This window comes from Streptomyces sp. NPDC079020, assembly GCF_044542225.1.
GTDB lineage: Bacteria > Actinomycetota > Actinomycetes > Streptomycetales > Streptomycetaceae > Streptomyces.
This window is the reverse complement of record NZ_JBITUB010000007.1, coordinates 178,760-193,862: the sequence shown is the minus strand read 5'-3', so window position 1 is coordinate 193,862 and position 15,103 is coordinate 178,760. Positions and strand designations below refer to the sequence as shown.

The 15,103-nt window shown below is 73.8% G+C and carries 12 protein-coding genes, 2 tRNA genes and 1 pseudogene; 14 read left to right on the top strand and 1 reads right to left on the bottom strand.

Features of this window, described 5'->3' with window-relative positions; translation table 11 throughout:
• Positions 1 to 105: 105 nt before the first annotated feature.
• Complete coding sequence (locus ACIGJO_RS16980) at positions 106 to 1,152, top strand: multicopper oxidase domain-containing protein (protein WP_399958592.1); 1,047 nt, start codon at positions 106 to 108, stop codon at positions 1,150 to 1,152.
• 13 nt (positions 1,153 to 1,165) lie between these two features.
• Here ACIGJO_RS16980 and ACIGJO_RS16975 read toward each other — a convergent pair whose 3' ends face one another.
• Positions 1,166 to 1,948 (bottom strand): IclR family transcriptional regulator, encoded by a 783-nt coding sequence (locus ACIGJO_RS16975; RefSeq protein WP_399958589.1) that lies wholly within the window; start codon positions 1,946 to 1,948, stop codon positions 1,166 to 1,168.
• 185 nt (positions 1,949 to 2,133) lie between these two features.
• On the opposite strand from ACIGJO_RS16975, the gene ACIGJO_RS16970 reads away from it, so the two are divergent.
• From ACIGJO_RS16970 to ACIGJO_RS16910, 13 genes and pseudogenes are all read left to right on the top strand, one after another.
• On the top strand, positions 2,134 to 2,250 hold the full coding sequence (locus ACIGJO_RS16970) for a putative leader peptide (RefSeq protein ID WP_399958587.1): 117 nt from the start codon (positions 2,134 to 2,136) through the stop codon (positions 2,248 to 2,250).
• Positions 2,251 to 2,576: 326 nt separating this feature from the next.
• Entirely contained in the window at positions 2,577 to 3,665 is a 1,089-nt protein-coding gene (locus ACIGJO_RS16965) for an ABC transporter substrate-binding protein (RefSeq protein ID WP_399958584.1), read from the top strand.
• Positions 3,662 to 4,681, top strand: coding sequence for an NrtA/SsuA/CpmA family ABC transporter substrate-binding protein (locus ACIGJO_RS16960; RefSeq protein WP_399958581.1), 1,020 nt, complete (start codon positions 3,662 to 3,664; stop codon positions 4,679 to 4,681). The genes ACIGJO_RS16965 and ACIGJO_RS16960 overlap by 4 nt, the downstream gene beginning before the upstream one ends.
• Positions 4,678 to 5,505 carry an ABC transporter permease gene (locus ACIGJO_RS16955; protein WP_399958578.1) on the top strand — a complete coding sequence of 276 codons (828 nt, stop codon included), beginning with the start codon at positions 4,678 to 4,680 and terminating at the stop codon, positions 5,503 to 5,505. Before ACIGJO_RS16960 ends, ACIGJO_RS16955 begins: the two co-directional genes overlap by 4 nt.
• Positions 5,502 to 6,296, top strand: a complete 795-nt coding sequence (locus ACIGJO_RS16950) for an ABC transporter ATP-binding protein (protein WP_399958575.1) — start codon at positions 5,502 to 5,504, stop codon at positions 6,294 to 6,296. Before ACIGJO_RS16955 ends, ACIGJO_RS16950 begins: the two co-directional genes overlap by 4 nt.
• Positions 6,297 to 7,190: an ABC transporter substrate-binding protein gene (locus ACIGJO_RS16945; protein WP_399958572.1), complete on the top strand. Its 894-nt coding sequence runs from the start codon at positions 6,297 to 6,299 to the stop codon at positions 7,188 to 7,190.
• Positions 7,191 to 7,195: 5 nt separating this feature from the next.
• Positions 7,196 to 8,269: an LLM class flavin-dependent oxidoreductase gene (locus ACIGJO_RS16940; RefSeq protein ID WP_399958569.1), complete on the top strand. Its 1,074-nt coding sequence runs from the start codon at positions 7,196 to 7,198 to the stop codon at positions 8,267 to 8,269.
• 409 nt (positions 8,270 to 8,678) lie between these two features.
• Positions 8,679 to 9,479, top strand: a complete 801-nt coding sequence (locus tag ACIGJO_RS16935) for a VOC family protein (protein WP_399958566.1) — start codon at positions 8,679 to 8,681, stop codon at positions 9,477 to 9,479.
• 123 nt (positions 9,480 to 9,602) lie between these two features.
• Positions 9,603 to 9,857 (top strand): WhiB family transcriptional regulator, encoded by a 255-nt coding sequence (locus ACIGJO_RS16930; protein ID WP_266925784.1) that lies wholly within the window; start codon positions 9,603 to 9,605, stop codon positions 9,855 to 9,857.
• A 94-nt stretch (positions 9,858 to 9,951) separates the two neighbouring features.
• Positions 9,952 to 10,023 (top strand) — tRNA-Trp (locus ACIGJO_RS16925).
• 18 nt (positions 10,024 to 10,041) lie between these two features.
• Positions 10,042 to 10,114, top strand: a tRNA-Ala gene (locus ACIGJO_RS16920).
• 16 nt (positions 10,115 to 10,130) lie between these two features.
• Positions 10,131 to 11,529, top strand: a pseudogene (locus ACIGJO_RS16915) (SDR family oxidoreductase).
• 92 nt (positions 11,530 to 11,621) lie between these two features.
• Positions 11,622 to 15,005: a hypothetical protein gene (locus ACIGJO_RS16910; RefSeq protein WP_399958563.1), complete on the top strand. Its 3,384-nt coding sequence runs from the start codon at positions 11,622 to 11,624 to the stop codon at positions 15,003 to 15,005.
• Positions 15,006 to 15,103 lie beyond the last annotated feature (98 nt).

The following is a 15,103-nucleotide window of genomic DNA, read 5'->3' as shown; positions in this document are numbered from 1 at the left end:
ATAAACGATGATCCCCCGGCTACGGTATGGGCCGTCCCGGGGGTCTCCCGTGCCCCACAGGACTCTGGGCCTCAGCAATTTCCTTCACGCATTGGGGAGTTCGGCATGGATCGAAGGACCTTCAGCCGGCGGATGCTGGTGGGCGGCGCGGCGGCGGCGGCGACCGGGGTGACATCGTTGTCGCTGGGCGCTGTCGAGGCGTCCTCGGCCGAGAACCCGCCGAGGACGGCCCCGGCCGGGGGTGTGGTGCGCCGGCTGAAGATGTACGCCGAGAAGCTGGCGGACGGCTCCCTCGGCTACGGCTTCGAGAAGGGGAAGGCGACGGTCCCCGGGCCGCTCATCGAGATCAACGAGGGCGACACCCTGCACATCGAGTTCGAGAACACCACGGACGCCGACGCCAGCCTCCATGTCCACGGCGTGGACTACGACATCGCGAGCGACGGCACCCGGATGAACAGGAGTCATGTCGAGCCGGGCGGAACCCGCACCTACACCTGGCGCACCCACGCCCCGGGCCGCCGCAAGGACGGCACCTGGCGGCCGGGCAGCGCCGGCTACTGGCACTATCACGACCATGTCGTGGGCACGGACCACGGCACGGGCGGCATCCGCAAGGGGCTGTACGGGCCGCTGGTCGTGCGGCGGCAGGGCGACATCCTGCCGGACAGGACGATCACGATCGTCTTCAACGACATGACGATCAACAACAAGGCCGCCCACGAGAGCCCGAACTTCGAGGTTACGGTGGGGGACCGGGTCGAGGTCGTGATGATCACGCACGGCGAGTACTACCACACCTTCCATATCCACGGTCATCGCTGGGCGGACAACCGGACCGGGCTGCTCACCGGTCCGGACGACCCCAGCCGGGTGGTGGACACGAAGATCTGCGGTCCCGCCGATTCCTTCGGCTTCCAGATCCTCGCGGGCGAACACGTGGGTGCGGGTGCCTGGATGTACCACTGCCATGTCCAGAGCCACTCCGACATGGGCATGGCCGGACTGCTGCTGGTCGCCAAGCCGGACGGCACGATCCCGGGGTACGAACCGCATCACACCCCGAGCGCGAAGAGCCCCGCCGACAAGGCCGATGAGACCAGTGGGACCGGCGGGACCGGCAAGGCGGAGGGGGAGCCGCACCGGCACTGAGCCGGGTCAGGGGTCACTCCCCGGCCGGCCGCCGCTCGGCCGGGGACAGCAGCAGCACCTCCAGGGCACGCGCACACGACCGGGCCTGGGCCAGCAGCCGGCCGGTCCGCTCCGGGGTGATCACCGCGGGCGTGGCCCGTACGGCCAGGGCGAAGCGCGCGTGCCCCGCGCCGTCCAGCACCGGAACCGCCAGCGTCCGTACCCCGTACGCCGACTCGCCGTCGTTGAGCGCGTACTCATCGGCCCGGACGCGAGCCAACTCGTCGCGCAGCGCGGCGGGATCGACGATCGTACGGTCGGTGAAGGCGGGCAGCGGCGGCAGTGAGCCGGGGCCGCCCTCGCCGGGCCGCGCCCACGCCAGCAGTACCTTGCCCAGCGCCGTGGAGTGCAGCGGTCTGCGCAGCCCCACCCTCGGAGCCACCGAACCGCCCGCCACGATCACCGCGTGCGGACCGCTGCGCAGCGCCAAATCGGCCGTGGCGCCCGTGCGTTCGGCCAGATCGGCCAGTTCGGGGGCGGCCAGGTGCAGCCCGCGCTGGTGGTACGAGAGCCGGCCCAGCTCGGTCACCGCGGGGCCGAGCCGGTACCGGGACGTGCGGGGGTCCTGCTCCAGGAAGCCCGCGCCCAGCAGCGTACGGGCCAGCCGGTGGGCCGTGGACACCGACAGCTCCAGACGGCGGGCCAGATCGGATGCGCTGAGGTCGGGGCCGTTGTCGTGGAAACAGTGCAGGACGTCCAGCGCGCGCCGGACCGCCTGGGCTCCGCCCGGAGCACGTACTGCCGCGGCCTCGGTCATCTCGGGTCCACTCTCCGCTCCTCGGATGGTGCTTGCCACATTACGGGAGCCGAATGACCTGCCGACAGAGTCACGAAACACTCTGTTCATATGTAATCCCACATCATGGGAAGCGAGTTGTCGGGGTGCTCGCATCCGTGGCAGGCTTCGGCCACCACCACCGACGAGCCGGAAGGAGCAGCGCCATGGCCGGCCGACGCAGAGCGATACCCGCCCCCGCCACCGCCGTTCCGGTGCCGCTCGCTCTCACACTGCGCCGTCATATCGACCTGGCGCGTGTCTCCAGCGCGGTCTGTCGCTGACCTCCGGACCCCTTCCGGAACCTCCTGGCCCGCCCGGGTACTCCCGGCCCCTCCCGGATTCTCCCCGGGACGCGCCGGAAACCCCGGGGCTCCCACGGGCCCCCTGACCGCCCCCGCCGCGCCCCCGCGACGGCCGTGCGCCCGTCCGCGGGTGATCCGGCCGCCCCGGGGCCCGGCCGCGGCGCCACGGGTGATGTCCCGCCCGTACCCCGCCCTGCCCCTTTCCCCTTCCCTTCCCGCGCCCTGCACGCGGCGCGGCGCCCGACCGGTCCGGTCGGGCGCACCCGGCCCGACCCCGACCTTCTCCGACCCTCCGGGATGACCCCATGACGCATGCCGCCGTCCGGCCCCGGACACTCTGGTTCACCCGCTGTCCCGTACCCACCGCCACCGGTGTCGCCGCCGATCTCCGCTGGCTCGGCGACGAGTTCGCCCCCGACGGCATCGAGGTGCGCTCGCTCCAGGACGTCGCCCCCGGTGCGGACCGCGCCGCCCACTTCACCCACGAGCACTCCGCGCTGTTCCGCGAAGGCGGCAATGTGCCCGCCCTGTGGGCACGTTCACGGGGCGAGCGGACCCGGCTGATCGGGCTCACCTGGATCGAGGAGCGCCAGAGCGTGCTCGTCGCGCCGGGTTCCGGCATCCGGGGCGCCGAGGCGCTGCGCGGACTGCGGATCGCCGTGCCGAAGCACCGCATCGCCATCGACTTCTGGCGGGCCATGGCCCTGCGCGGCTTCGAGGGCGCGCTCGCCTCCGTCGGACTGGGCCTCGCGGACGCCGTACCCGTGGACGTCCCGGCCGACGGGCACGAGGGGCAGTGGGCCGCCGAGCTCGCCGCGCTGCGGCGCGGGGACGTCGACGCGGTGTACGTGAAGGGCGCACTCGCGGTCGAGGCGGCCCGGCGCTCCGGTGCGGAGGTCGCCGTCGAACTCGACGAACTGCCCGACCGCCACTTCCGGGTCAACAACGGAACCCCCCGTCCGATCACCGTCCACCAGGACCTTCTGGACGAGCACCCCGGCCTCGTCGACCGGTTCCTCGCCGTCCTGCTCAGGGCCGCCGACTGGGCCACCGGCCGGCCGGACGATGTGGCCCGGATCCTCGGCGCCGAGACCGGGGCCGGTGCCGACGGTGTCGCGGGCGCCTACCGCCCCGGCACCCACCTCGCCCTCCACCCCGATCTCTCACCGCGGCGCCTCGCCCTGCTCGCCCAGCAGGAGACCGCGCTGCACGCCCACGGATTCCTGCACGGCCGTGTCGACATCGCCGCCTGGGCCGACCCCGGACCGCTCCGCCGAGCCGCCGCCCTGAACGGCGCGCGCCCCGCCCCCGCCGGTCCGGACACCGCCCCGGCCGGCACCCCCGGCATCCGAACTCCTCCCGCCTCCCGATCCCCGAGGACTCCCGCCACATGAACATGACCCGACCACTCCGCAAGGCCGCACTCCCCGCCCTGCTCACGGCCACCGCGCTTCTCGCGCTCACCGGATGCGGGACATCCGGGGGCGACGGCGCCACCGGCTCCGGTGCGGGCGGCACGGTCACCGTGCGCATCCCCGACCCCGGGAACTCCGGAGTCCTCGCCCTCGGCAAGAAGGACGGCAGCCTCGACAAGGCGCTGGGCGAGGTGGGCGCCAAGGTGCGGTGGACCGGCAGCGCCGGCCCCTTCGCCCCGGCCGCCCAGGCGATGAACGCCGACCAGCTCGACATCGCCACCGGCTCCATCACCTCCGGCATCACCTCGCTCGCCCAGCGCCCCGGCTTCACGTTCTTCACCGCCGTCGACCCGGACGCGGCGGGCGAGGGCATCCTCGTCCGCGACGGTTCCGGCATCGAGACCGTCGCCGACCTCGTCGGCCGGAAGGTCGCCGTCAACCAGGGCGGCACCGGCGAGTACCTGCTGCTCAAGGCCCTCGCCAAGGCGGGCATCCCGGCCGACGGGGTGGAGCGCGTCTATCTGCGCCCCGACCAGACCGCCGCCGTCTTCAACGCGGGCAAGGTCGACGCCTGGGCCGTCTGGGCCACCTACGCGGTCGCCGAGATCGGCAGCGGCAAGGCCCACTTCGTCGCCGACGGCACCGCCATCGGCTCCGACAACTACAGCCTGAACGCCGTCCGTACGGACTTCGCCGAACAGCACCCCGACGTCGTGAGGGCCCTCTACCGCTACCTCCACGAGGCCAGCGCCAAGGAGAAGCGGGACCCGGCCGCCTATCTGAACGTCTTCACCGACGTCGGCCCCACCGCCGTCACCGGCAGGGCCAAGGAGGTCCAGACCGGCTTCACCGCCCAGGGCGGCACGGTCGACCCGATCGGCCCCGAGGACATCACCCGCTTCAAGGACGTCGCCGCCTTCTACGCCGAACAGAAGGTCACCAGGACCGAGGTCGACGTCGCCGCCCATCTCCTCGACATCGAGAAGCTGACATGAGCGACACCGCGACCGCCTCCCTCGTCACCCCGCGCCCGCAGGTGCGCCGGCCCCGCAGCCGCGTCCACTCCCTGACGGTCCGCGCACTGGGCCCCGTGGCCCTGCTCGCCCTGTGGTGGACGGCATCGGCGACCGGAGTCCTGACCGCGGACGTGCTGGCATCGCCCGCCGAGGTCGTCCGCGCGGTGGGGGAGCTGTGGGGCAACGGACAGCTGCCCGACGCGCTCACCACCTCCCTGACCCGCTCGGGTCTCGGCCTGCTCATCGGACTGGCCGCCGGGCTGACCCTCGGCATCACCACCGGATTCACCCGGCTGGGTGACGAGCTGCTCGACTCCTCGCTCCAGACCCTGCGCACCATCCCGTTCCTCTCCCTGGTGCCGCTGTTCATGGTCTGGTTCGGCATCAACGAGACCGCCAAGATCCTGCTCATCGCCGTCGCCACCACCTTCCCGATGTACGTGTCGGCATCGAGCGGCGTGCGCGACACCGACCCCAAGCTCATCGAGGCGATGCGCAGCTTCGGCATGAGCCGCCTCGGCATCGTCCGCGAGGTCGTCCTGCCCGGCGCCCTGCCGTCCCTGCTCGCCGGACTGCGCCTGTCGATGACCCTCAGTGTCATCGCGCTCATCGCCGCCGAGGAGATCAACGCCACCGAGGGCATCGGCTATCTGATGTCCCAGGCCCAGAGCTACGCGCGCACCGACATCCTCGCCGTCTGCATCCTCGTCTACGGCCTGCTGGGCCTGAGTGCCGACATCGCCGTACGGCTGCTGGAACGTGTCCTGATGCCGTGGCGCACCCCCCGGGGAGCCTCCCGATGACCGGCCACGCGACGACCGCGCCCGCCGTACGCGTACGGGGACTGCGCCGGGTCTTCGGCGCCCGCGCCGTCCTCGACGACCTGGAACTGGACATCGCCCGGGGCGAGTTCGTCGCACTGCTCGGGGCGAGCGGCAGCGGGAAGACCACCCTGCTGCGCATCCTGGGGGCCCTGGACCGCGCGGACGGGGGAGAGGTGCTGGTCCCCGAGGCCCGCACCGTCGTCTTCCAGGAACCCCGCCTCGTACCGTCCAAGAAGGTCCTCGCCAATGTGACCGTCGCCCTGCCGCGCGGCCGCTCCGCCGACGGCCTGCGGGCGCTGGCCGAAGTCGGCCTCGAACGGCACGCCGAGGCCTGGCCCGCCACCCTCTCCGGAGGTGAGGCCCAGCGCGTCGCGCTCGCCCGCGCCCTGGTCCGGGAGCCCGAACTGCTGCTGCTGGACGAACCGTTCGCCGCACTCGACGCGCTGACCCGGCTGAAGATGCAGGACCTGGTCGGTGAACTGTGCCGCAGGCACCGCCCCGCCGTGCTGTTCGTCACCCACGACGTCGACGAGGCGGTACGGCTGGCCGACCGGGTCGCCGTCCTGCGCGACGGGCGGCTCGTCACGGACGAACCGGTCGCCGTCGGCCGGCCGCGCGATCCGGGTGACCCCGCGTTCGTCGCGCTGCGCAGACGCCTGCTCCACGACCTCGGGGTCGAAACGCCCCCGGCCACGTCCCCGGCCCCGCCCTCCGCGCCCGCCGCCGGTCCCGCACCGGCTCCCGAACGTACCGAAATCGGAGTGATCTGAATGACCGTCACCATCGGTGTCCACAGCAGCAACCCGTCCCTGTTCCACCTGTACCACCTCTCCCGGCTGGGCTTCGCCCAGGAGGAGCTGGCCCCGCTCGGGGAGAGCGTCGTCTTCCACCCGTACAGCAACGGCGTCCGCACCGGCGAACTCCTCACCCGGGGCGTCATCGACTTCGGCGGCACCGGCTCCACCCCGCCCGTCACCGCCCAGGCGGCGGGCCACGACCTCGTCTACACCGCCGTCTCCGCCCCGCGCCCCGAGCACGGCGCCCTGCTCGTGCCCGAGGACAGCCCGCTCCGTACCGTCGCCGACCTCAAGGGGGCGGTCGTCCACCTGGCGGTCGGCTCCTGGCAGACCCACCTCATCGCCAAGGCGCTGGACGACGCCGGTCTCTCGTACGCCGACGACATCACCGCCGTACGGAGCTCGCCGGACAGCGAACAGCTCCTCCGCACCGGGGACATCACCGCGTGGGTCGCCCAGGGTGCCGAGCTCGCCGCCGCGCGCCGCACCGGCGGGCTGCGCACCCTCGTGCGGACCGGCGACGTCATCACCGACCGGTCGGTGTTCTTCACCCGCCGCGGCTTCGCGGAGAGCCGGCCCGAGGTCGTCGAGGCGCTCGGCCGGGCCCTTCAGCGCGCGGACGACTGGGCGGCCGCCCACCCGCGCCGGGCCGCCGAGATCGCCGCCGCCGACCTGGGCGGCGAGGCCGACGACTGGGAGAGCGCGCTGCGTGCGCTGCCCTGGCGGATCGAGGCGGTGACGGAGGAATTCCTCGCCGAGCAGCAGGAGGCGGCCGACATCTTCCACCGCACCGGCTTCATCGAGCGGCCCGTGACCGTGGCCACGGCCGTCGCCCGCCCGTCCGGCTCCGCGACGAAGGCGGCCTGAGCACCATGCCGACCGAAGTCCTCTGGTACATCATCCCGCGCGAGGGCGCCTACCCCTGGGAGCCCGCCGGGCGCCGGCCCGTCGACCTCGGCTATCTGAGCCGGCTCGCCGGTACGGTCGAACAGCTCGGCTACAGCGGTGCGCTGCTCGCCACCGACCTGTACGACGTCTGGCCCCTCGGCAGCGCGCTCGCCGCCTCCACCAGCACCCGGTTCAAGCCGCTGCTGGCCGTCCACCCGGGCCTGATCTCACCGACCCTGCTGGCCAAGATGGCCCTGAGCTTCGACACGCTGTTCGGCGGCAGGCTGCGCTTCAATGTTGTCAACGGCTCGACCAAGTCCCTCCAGGAGTACGGACTCCATGTGGAGCACGACGAGCGGTACGCGCTGAGCGCCGAGTACTGGTCGATCGTGAAGCGGCTGACCGCGGGCGAGGTCTTCGACCACCAGGGGCGCTTCTACGACCTGAAGAACGCGGGCGCCTCCTTCCGTGAGCTGAGGCCCGTCCAGGACCCGCACATCCCGCTCTGGTTCGGCGGCTCCTCCGCGCCCGGCATCGAGATGGCGGCCGAGCACGTCGATGTGTTCCTCACCTGGGGCGAGCCTCCGCACCTGCTCAAGGAGAAGCTGGACCGGGTGCGCGCACGGGCCGCCGCGTACGGCCGCACGCTCCGCATCGGTCTGCGGCTCCACCTCATCGTCCGTGACACCGAGGACGAGGCCTGGGCGGCGGCCGACCGGCTCCTGGACGTCACCAGCGAGGCGACGTACGCACGGCAGCTCGGCGACCGGGCGGGGGAGGACGGGGTCGGCTGGCAGCGCCAGTTCCGCCAGCACGGCGGCACGGTGCCCGCCAGGGCCCGGGAACTGGAGGTCCACCCCAATATGTGGCCGGGCATGAGCCTGTTCCGTCCGGGTCCCGGAACCGCGGTGGTCGGGTCGACGGCGCAGGTCGTCGAACGGCTGCGGGAGTTCCAGGACCTCGGGGCCGACACCTTCATCCTCTCGGGCAACCCGCTGCTGGAGGAGGCCTACCGGGTCGCGGAGACGGTGCTCCCGGCCCTCGGCGTACGCCGCTGAGCCCGAAGAGCCGCTGAGCCGAAGAGGAGGGCGACGCGCCGCCGCAACGCCTCGGCCGCCCCGGACGGCCGCCCCTACGCTGGCCGGCATGGCGTACACGCGATCATCACGACCGTGTCCGGACGGCCCGGACCGTCCCGGCACGGTCGTGACACCGGCCCGCGCGGGGGCCCGGGGGCAGCTCCTCACCCCATCGGCCGAGTGCTTCCACCCTCCGGCGCGGGGCCGGAGTCGGCCCTGCGCCGGGGCGCCCGCGCCTTTCGCGCCGCTCCCCGCCCCCGGGGTCCGCGCGGTGCCCCCGGCCCCGCGCGGACTGCGGCCGTCCGTGTCCGGTGCCAGACTCGGAGAGTCAGGGACAAGACCGCGCAGGAGGACAAGCGGGACAACGGGACTCGCTGAAGGAGCACACATGTCCAGTCCGACGTTCGTCGACGGCGCCCCCAACTGGATCGACCTCGGCACGCCCGATCTCGACGGCGCCACCGCCTTCTACCGCGGCCTGTTCGGCTGGGACCTGCTCCCCGGCGGCCCCGAGACGGGCGGCTACGGGATGTACATGCTGGGCGGCCGTACGGCCGCCGGTGTGATGACGGTCCCCGACAGCGAGTCGAAGAGCGCGTGGTCGGTCTACTTCCAGACCTCCGACGCCTCCGCCACGGCCCGAAAGGTCGAGCAGGCGGGCGGCACCGTGCCGTTCGAGCCGATGGACGTCATGGAGTTCGGCCGCATGGCCGGCTTCAACGACAACGCCGGGGCGTATTTCGGTGTCTGGCAGCCGAAGGAGAATCCCGGACTCGGTGTCATCGGGGACCCGGGTTCCTTCCTCTGGGCCGAGCTCTACACCCCGGACGTGCCCGCCGCGGCCGCGTTCTTCCGCAAGGTCTTCGGCTGGCAGACCGAGAAGATGCCGTTCGAGGGCAGCGACTACGCGTACACCGTCCTGCGCACCGCCGGCACCGGACCCGACCTGGGCTTCGGCGGCCTGGTCCCCTTCGCGGACTCACCGGCCCAGGCGGCGCTGGGCCCGCACTGGCTGCCGTACTTCACGGTCGACGACGTCGATGCCACGGTGGCCGAGGCCGCGCGGCTCGGCGGCAGGGAGACCCTGGCGGCCATGGACGTACCGGAGGTGGGGAGGATGGCGAATCTCGCCGACCCCTACGGTGCGGTCTTCGCGGTGATGAAGCCCGAGCCGAGGCAGGCGGGCTGACCGTCCGGGACACAGGGGCGGGCGCGCACCGGACGCCCCTGGCGGGCCCGTTCCGCCCGTGCCGTCACCCGGATTGATGAATCGTTGATCGGTCGTTTATCGCGACCGGGCACCGTGAGGCCCATGCTGATCAACACCGTGACCGACGACGCGCTCGCCTGGCAGGAGACCGCGCTGTGCGCGCAGGCCGGGCCCGAGTTCTTCTTCCCGGCCCCGGGCAGCTCGACGCGCGAGGCCAAGCAACTGTGCAACGCCTGCGAGGGACGGGTGGCCTGCCTGGAGTACGCACTCGCCAACGACGAGCGGTTCGGCGTCTGGGGCGGCCTCTCCGAGAAGGAGCGCGAGCACCTGCGCAGAGTCGGGCGCGACAGGGCCTGACCCCGCCCCCGTGCGTATCCCCGTACGTATCCCGTACCCATGGACATAATCATGAGGACGCGGCGGTAACTGTTCGTTAGTATCTGCCCCATGCCCGGATGTAGCGCAGAGGCAGGCGCACCGGTCTCCAGAACCGGACACATCGGTTCGAATCCGGTTGTCCGGGCAGACCGGCTCCCCTCGGGGCCCCGTAGCGCAGAGGCAGACGCGTCCGTATGGCATACGGAAGGACGCCGGTTCGAATCCGGCGGGGGTCACGGGGGGAGCAGGACGATGGATCCGCACGCGGCGGCACGGGACCGTGACCGCGCGGACGAGGACGTTCGCACCGGCACGCGGGTCACCGATCAGGAGCTGGCGGACCTCAGCCGGCTCGTCGGGCGGCTCCGCGCGCTTCCCGCCGATGACCCGGTCCGGCTCCGCGCCGAGCAGATCGCCGCCTCCTTCACCCGTGACGGCCGGGTCAAACGCCGCAAGGCGCTCGGCGCCCGGAGTGCCGAGGCGGACGCCGCCGTCGTCTCGGCCACCGCCACGGGCGCCCTCGGACGGCGTGAGGACGCACCGCTCGCCACGCCGCCCGACGACTCCGCTCCCGCGGGTGTCCTGAACCGGTCGCACCGCTGCTACATCTGCAAGTCGCCCTACCGGCAGGTCGATTCCTTCTACCACCGCCTCTGCCCCGGCTGTTCCGCGCGGAACCGGGCCCGCCGGCGGCTCTCCACCGACCTGTCCGGACGCCGGGCCCTGCTCACCGGAGGCCGCGTCAAGATCGGCTTCCAGCTCGCCCTGATGATGCTCAGGGACGGTGCCGAACTCCTCGTCACCACCCGCTTCCCGCACGATGCTGCGCCGGTTCCGGGCCGTGGACGACAGCCCGGAATGGTTCGGCCGGCTGACCGTGCTCGCCGTGGACCTCCGCGACCCGCGCCAGGTCCTCGGTCTCTGCGAGCGCCTCAGGGAAGCCGGTGAACCGCTCGACATCCTGGTCAACAACGCGGCGCAGACCGTACGGCGGCCCCCCGGGGCCTACGCCCTGCTCACCGCGGGGGAGCGGGGGGAACTGCCGCCCGGTGTGCTCGGCGCGCCCGGCTACGCGCCGATGTCCGCCGTCGAGGGCCCGTCCGCCCGCGGCGCCCTCGCCCTCCTGCTGCCCGACGCCGACGAGGCCGGGCTGCTGCCGGACACCGCACCCGTCAACTCCTGGTCCGCGCGCATCGGTTCGCTCGACCCCGCCGAACTCCTGGAGACCCAGCTGGTCAACGCGCTGGCACCCGCGCTGCTCTGCGACCGGCTGCTGCCGCTGCTGCTGGCCGCGCCGGCGCCCCGCCGCTACATCATCAACGTGACGGCGGTGGAAGGGCGGTTCGCGGTGCGCAACAAGACGGGCGGGCATCCGCACACCAATATGGCCAAGGCCGCGCTGAACATGCTCACCCGCACCAGCGGTGCCGAACTCGCCGCGCAGGGCGTGCACATGTGCGCCGTGGACACCGGATGGATCACGGACGAGAACCCGGCGCCGAAGAAGCGCAGGCTCGCCGCGGGAGGCTTCCGTACCCCGCTGGACATCGTCGACGGAGCGGCCCGGGTCTACGACCCGATCGTGCGGGGCGAGGCCGGATCGCCTCTGTCCGGTGTCTTCCTCAAGGACTACGAGGAGGCGGCGTGGTGACCCCCGGGACCCCGTCCCGAGGGACGGGGCGGCTTGTGGATACGGTGCGTAAACCTCTGGGGTGATCCTGTCCGGCACGGCAGAATCACCCCATGACCGACGCCCAGCCCCTCGTCCTGGCCTGCACTCTCCTCGACGCCCTGGAACCCCTGCCCTATCCGCGGCGGATGCGGGAACTCGCCGTGCGCGCACGGCGCCTGGCCGCCGACGGGGTGCTGCGGCCGGTCCTGGAGGAGCTGGAGGGCGGCGATCCGTACGAGCGTCATCTCGCCGTCGTCGCGGCGGCCGCGGGCGGCGACGCCGGGTGGATCGGGGCGAGGATCGCCGACGGGGATCCGCGGGTCAGGGGCGTGGCGCTGCGGGTGGCGCGCAGCCTCGGTGTACCGGACGCTGCCTACGAGGCGGCGCTCGACGACGCGCCGGCCGCCGTACGCCGTCATCTGATCCGGGCGATCGTCGCCGACCGCCGCACCGGCCTCGCCGACCGGCTGATAGGCCCCCTGCGGGAGACCTGGGGCGACACCGAGGCCGCCCGTCTGCTGCCCGGCTGTTCGGCCGCGGTGGTGGACCGCCTGCTGCCCGGACTGTTCCGCTCCGTGAGCTGCTGGAGCTCGCTCGGCGCCCGCCACCCCCGCCCCTTCCTCGACGCCGCGGAACGCGACCTGGCGGCGCGGTCCGGGACACGGCGAGAGGCATGGTGGCAGTGGTACGGCCACGACCGCGGGGTGACCGCCGCCGCGGCGCACCTCCCGCACCGGGTCCTCGGCCTCCTGGAGCTCCACGGGCCCTCCGCACTCCCGGTGCGCCGCGGGCTCGGCGGGCTCCTCGCCGCCGACCCGGTCCGGTTCGTACGGCTGTTCCTCGGACCCGACGGGTTCGCGCTGCCCCCGCGCGGAGTGTTCAGCGGGGTCCTGCTGCGCCGCCTCGCCCGGACGGTCCCCGACGCGCTCCTCGTCGAACTCGGCCGGACCGCGGCGGACTCCGGGGATCTGCTCGCCCGGCTGATCCTGGCCCTGCCGCCGGGCCGCCGCGGCGCGTTCTGCGAAGAGGTCCTCGGCAGCCGGGGCGAGGGGACGGCCCGGACCGTCGACACCACGCTGCTGGACGTGCTGCCCCGGAGCCATGTGGCGGCCGTGGCCCGCCGGATGGCCGCGCGGGCCCGGGACCGGGGCGCCGACCGGAACACGGTGCTGCTCGCCGAGTCGTATCTGCCGGTCGCGGAGGTACGCGAACGGCTGCTGGCCGCGACCCGCGCGCCCGCCGCCGACGACCGCGCCGAAGGCTGGTCGCTGCTCATACGCAACGCGGGCCGCTCCGCCGACCCGGCCGCCGTCGCCACCGTCCTCGACGACATGCTCCGGCTGCGCAACGAACAGGACCCGGTCCGCTCCGCCGCGCTGCGCGCCCTGCTCGCCACCCCGCCCGCGCTCTGCACGGACGCCGTGGAACCTTTGCTGGACCGGATCGCCGCCGACGCGGTGGAGGCCCGTGACTCCTCGGCGGCGACCCGGTCGGCGCTCAGCGCCTTCGCCGTGGCGGTCCTGCGCGAACACGCGGTCACCGGGCAGCGCGCCCTGCTCAACTGGGCCCTGCGCACCCTGGTCCGGATCACCGGGAACAGCGGCAGCGCCGATCTCGGCCGGCTCGACCGGACCCTGCGCCGAGGCCAGGAGCACACCGTGTTCGAGGCCCTGCGGCCCTGGCTGGAAGCGGGGGCCGAACGGTCGGACTACGGGCTCGTCCTGGCCCTCACCCGGGCCGTCGGACGCCGCGCCGCCGCCATGCCCGGCCTCCAGGAACTGCTCCGGCAGGCCGTCCTGTACGGCGACGACTCCGGCGCCCGCGCCGCCATCGGGCTGTGGCTGGAGCCGTCCGCGCCCCAGGACGAGCGTGTCGAACGCGTCCTGGACCGCGACCCCTCGGCGGCGGCCCTGCCCGCCGTGCAGCGGGTGCTCACCGGACGCCGTACCGATCTGCTCGACCGCTTCCTCGGGGAGACACCGCCCTGGGGACGGTTCCTCGGGCGCGCCACCCCCTGGACCGTACCCGTGGGCGCCGACGCGGTCCGCTGGGTGCCGCGTCAGCACCGGGCGGCCGCGCGGGACCTGGAACGGACCGCCCGGGACGAGGGACTGCCGCTGTGGTCCCGGGCGGTGGCCATCAAGCAGCTGGCCGGTCTGCCGGGGATCGGCGCCGATGCCCTGCGCCCCTGGACCGGTTCGCCCACCGTCGTGCTCGCCGAGGCGGCGCTCGCCGCCCTCGCCCGTACCGACAGCCCGGCCGAGGTGCTGCCCGGCCTGCTGGCGCACGCCGGGGACGACCGCGCCCGTGTCGCGGTCCACGCGGCGGGCCGGGCCGCCCTCCTCGTACGGCCGTCCCGGCTGGAGGAGTTGCTGGCCGCGCACATGGCGCCCGGCACCGGCAAGGTGACCAGCCGCAAGGAAGTGGTGCGGCTGGCGGCGGCCCGGCTGCCCACCGCGCGCGCGGCGGCGCTGCTCGCCCACGCGTACGGGCTTCCCGACCAGCACCCCGATGTACGGGCCGCCTGCGTGGCGTCCGGTACGGCACTGCTCGACGACGAGCGCATGTGGGAGGTGATGACCGACGCGGCGGGCGGCGACCGCGCGCTGCGCTCCGCCGTGCTGCGCGCACATCCGGCGGAACTGGCCGCCGGGCACCGGCAGCGGTACGCCCGGCTGGTCCGGCGGGTCTGCGACACCGACGACGAGGAACTCGCCGCCCGGGGCCACCACGCGCTCGCCCGCTGGCTGCCGTGGGCGCCCGAGGCATGCGGCCTCCTGGTGGACACGATCGCCTTCCTGGACCGGCGCGGGACCTGGCGGTCCGCGGCCGACGCGCTGATCGGGGCCGCCGGGGAGGCCCCGGAGGCGGCGGACGCGCTCAACCGGGTACTGACGGCACTGGCCACCGACGACACGGCCGACGAGGCGGGCGCGGAGCGGGACAGGCCCGCCCGGCAGCGGGTGGTGTACCTGGCCGAGACGCTCGGCCGGCGGACCGCGGCCCGGCGCGGGCGGACACGGCCGGTGCTCAGCGCCGCCGGGGAGGTCCTCGCCGCCTACCGGGACCTCGTGCCGCAGGCCGCCGATCTGCTCGCGCACGCCGTGGACCTGGACGCGGAGGCGGAGCCGGTGCACTCCGCGCTGGTCCGGCTCGCCGCGCTGCACCACGGGCGTCCGGTGCTCGCCGCCCGTACCGCGCGCACCCTCGGCCGGCGGACGGCGGCTCCGGACACGGCGCCGTCCGGCGACCTCGACACCCTGCTCGTCGTCGCCGCACGCCTCACGGAGAGCGGCGACACCGCCGAGGGGCTGTTCGCCGCGGAACTGACGGTGGCCGGCGGCCGGCGCACCGGCTGGACGGGCCCCTGGCGCACCCGGCTGCGCATGCTGCGCCAGCACCCGGCGGCCGATGTACGGGACGTGGCGTACGCGGAGGTGACCGCACCGGAATGACGGGCGGGGGGAAAACGGCGCGAGCGCCGGACGCCCCCGCGGTGCGGGGCGTCCGGCGCTCGGCGGACCGGGCCTGGAGCGGTCAGGACCGGTCGGTA

Excerpts from the sequence above, each read along its gene's own strand:
- ACIGJO_RS16910 (WP_399958563.1), top strand. The coding sequence starts at position 11,622 with ATGACCGACGCCCAGCCCCTCGTCCTGGCCTGCACTCTCCTCGACGCC.
- ACIGJO_RS16945 (WP_399958572.1), top strand. The coding sequence starts at position 6,297 with ATGACCGTCACCATCGGTGTCCACAGCAGCAACCCGTCCCTGTTCCAC.
- ACIGJO_RS16975 (WP_399958589.1), bottom strand. The coding sequence starts at position 1,948 with ATGACCGAGGCCGCGGCAGTACGTGCTCCGGGCGGAGCCCAGGCGGTC.
- ACIGJO_RS16930 (WP_266925784.1), top strand. The coding sequence starts at position 9,603 with ATGCTGATCAACACCGTGACCGACGACGCGCTCGCCTGGCAGGAGACC.
- ACIGJO_RS16965 (WP_399958584.1), top strand. The coding sequence starts at position 2,577 with ATGACGCATGCCGCCGTCCGGCCCCGGACACTCTGGTTCACCCGCTGT.
- ACIGJO_RS16955 (WP_399958578.1), top strand. The coding sequence starts at position 4,678 with ATGAGCGACACCGCGACCGCCTCCCTCGTCACCCCGCGCCCGCAGGTG.
- ACIGJO_RS16960 (WP_399958581.1), top strand. The coding sequence starts at position 3,662 with ATGAACATGACCCGACCACTCCGCAAGGCCGCACTCCCCGCCCTGCTC.
- ACIGJO_RS16940 (WP_399958569.1), top strand. The coding sequence starts at position 7,196 with ATGCCGACCGAAGTCCTCTGGTACATCATCCCGCGCGAGGGCGCCTAC.
- ACIGJO_RS16980 (WP_399958592.1), top strand. The coding sequence starts at position 106 with ATGGATCGAAGGACCTTCAGCCGGCGGATGCTGGTGGGCGGCGCGGCG.
- ACIGJO_RS16950 (WP_399958575.1), top strand. The coding sequence starts at position 5,502 with ATGACCGGCCACGCGACGACCGCGCCCGCCGTACGCGTACGGGGACTG.
- ACIGJO_RS16970 (WP_399958587.1), top strand. The coding sequence starts at position 2,134 with ATGGCCGGCCGACGCAGAGCGATACCCGCCCCCGCCACCGCCGTTCCG.
- ACIGJO_RS16935 (WP_399958566.1), top strand. The coding sequence starts at position 8,679 with ATGTCCAGTCCGACGTTCGTCGACGGCGCCCCCAACTGGATCGACCTC.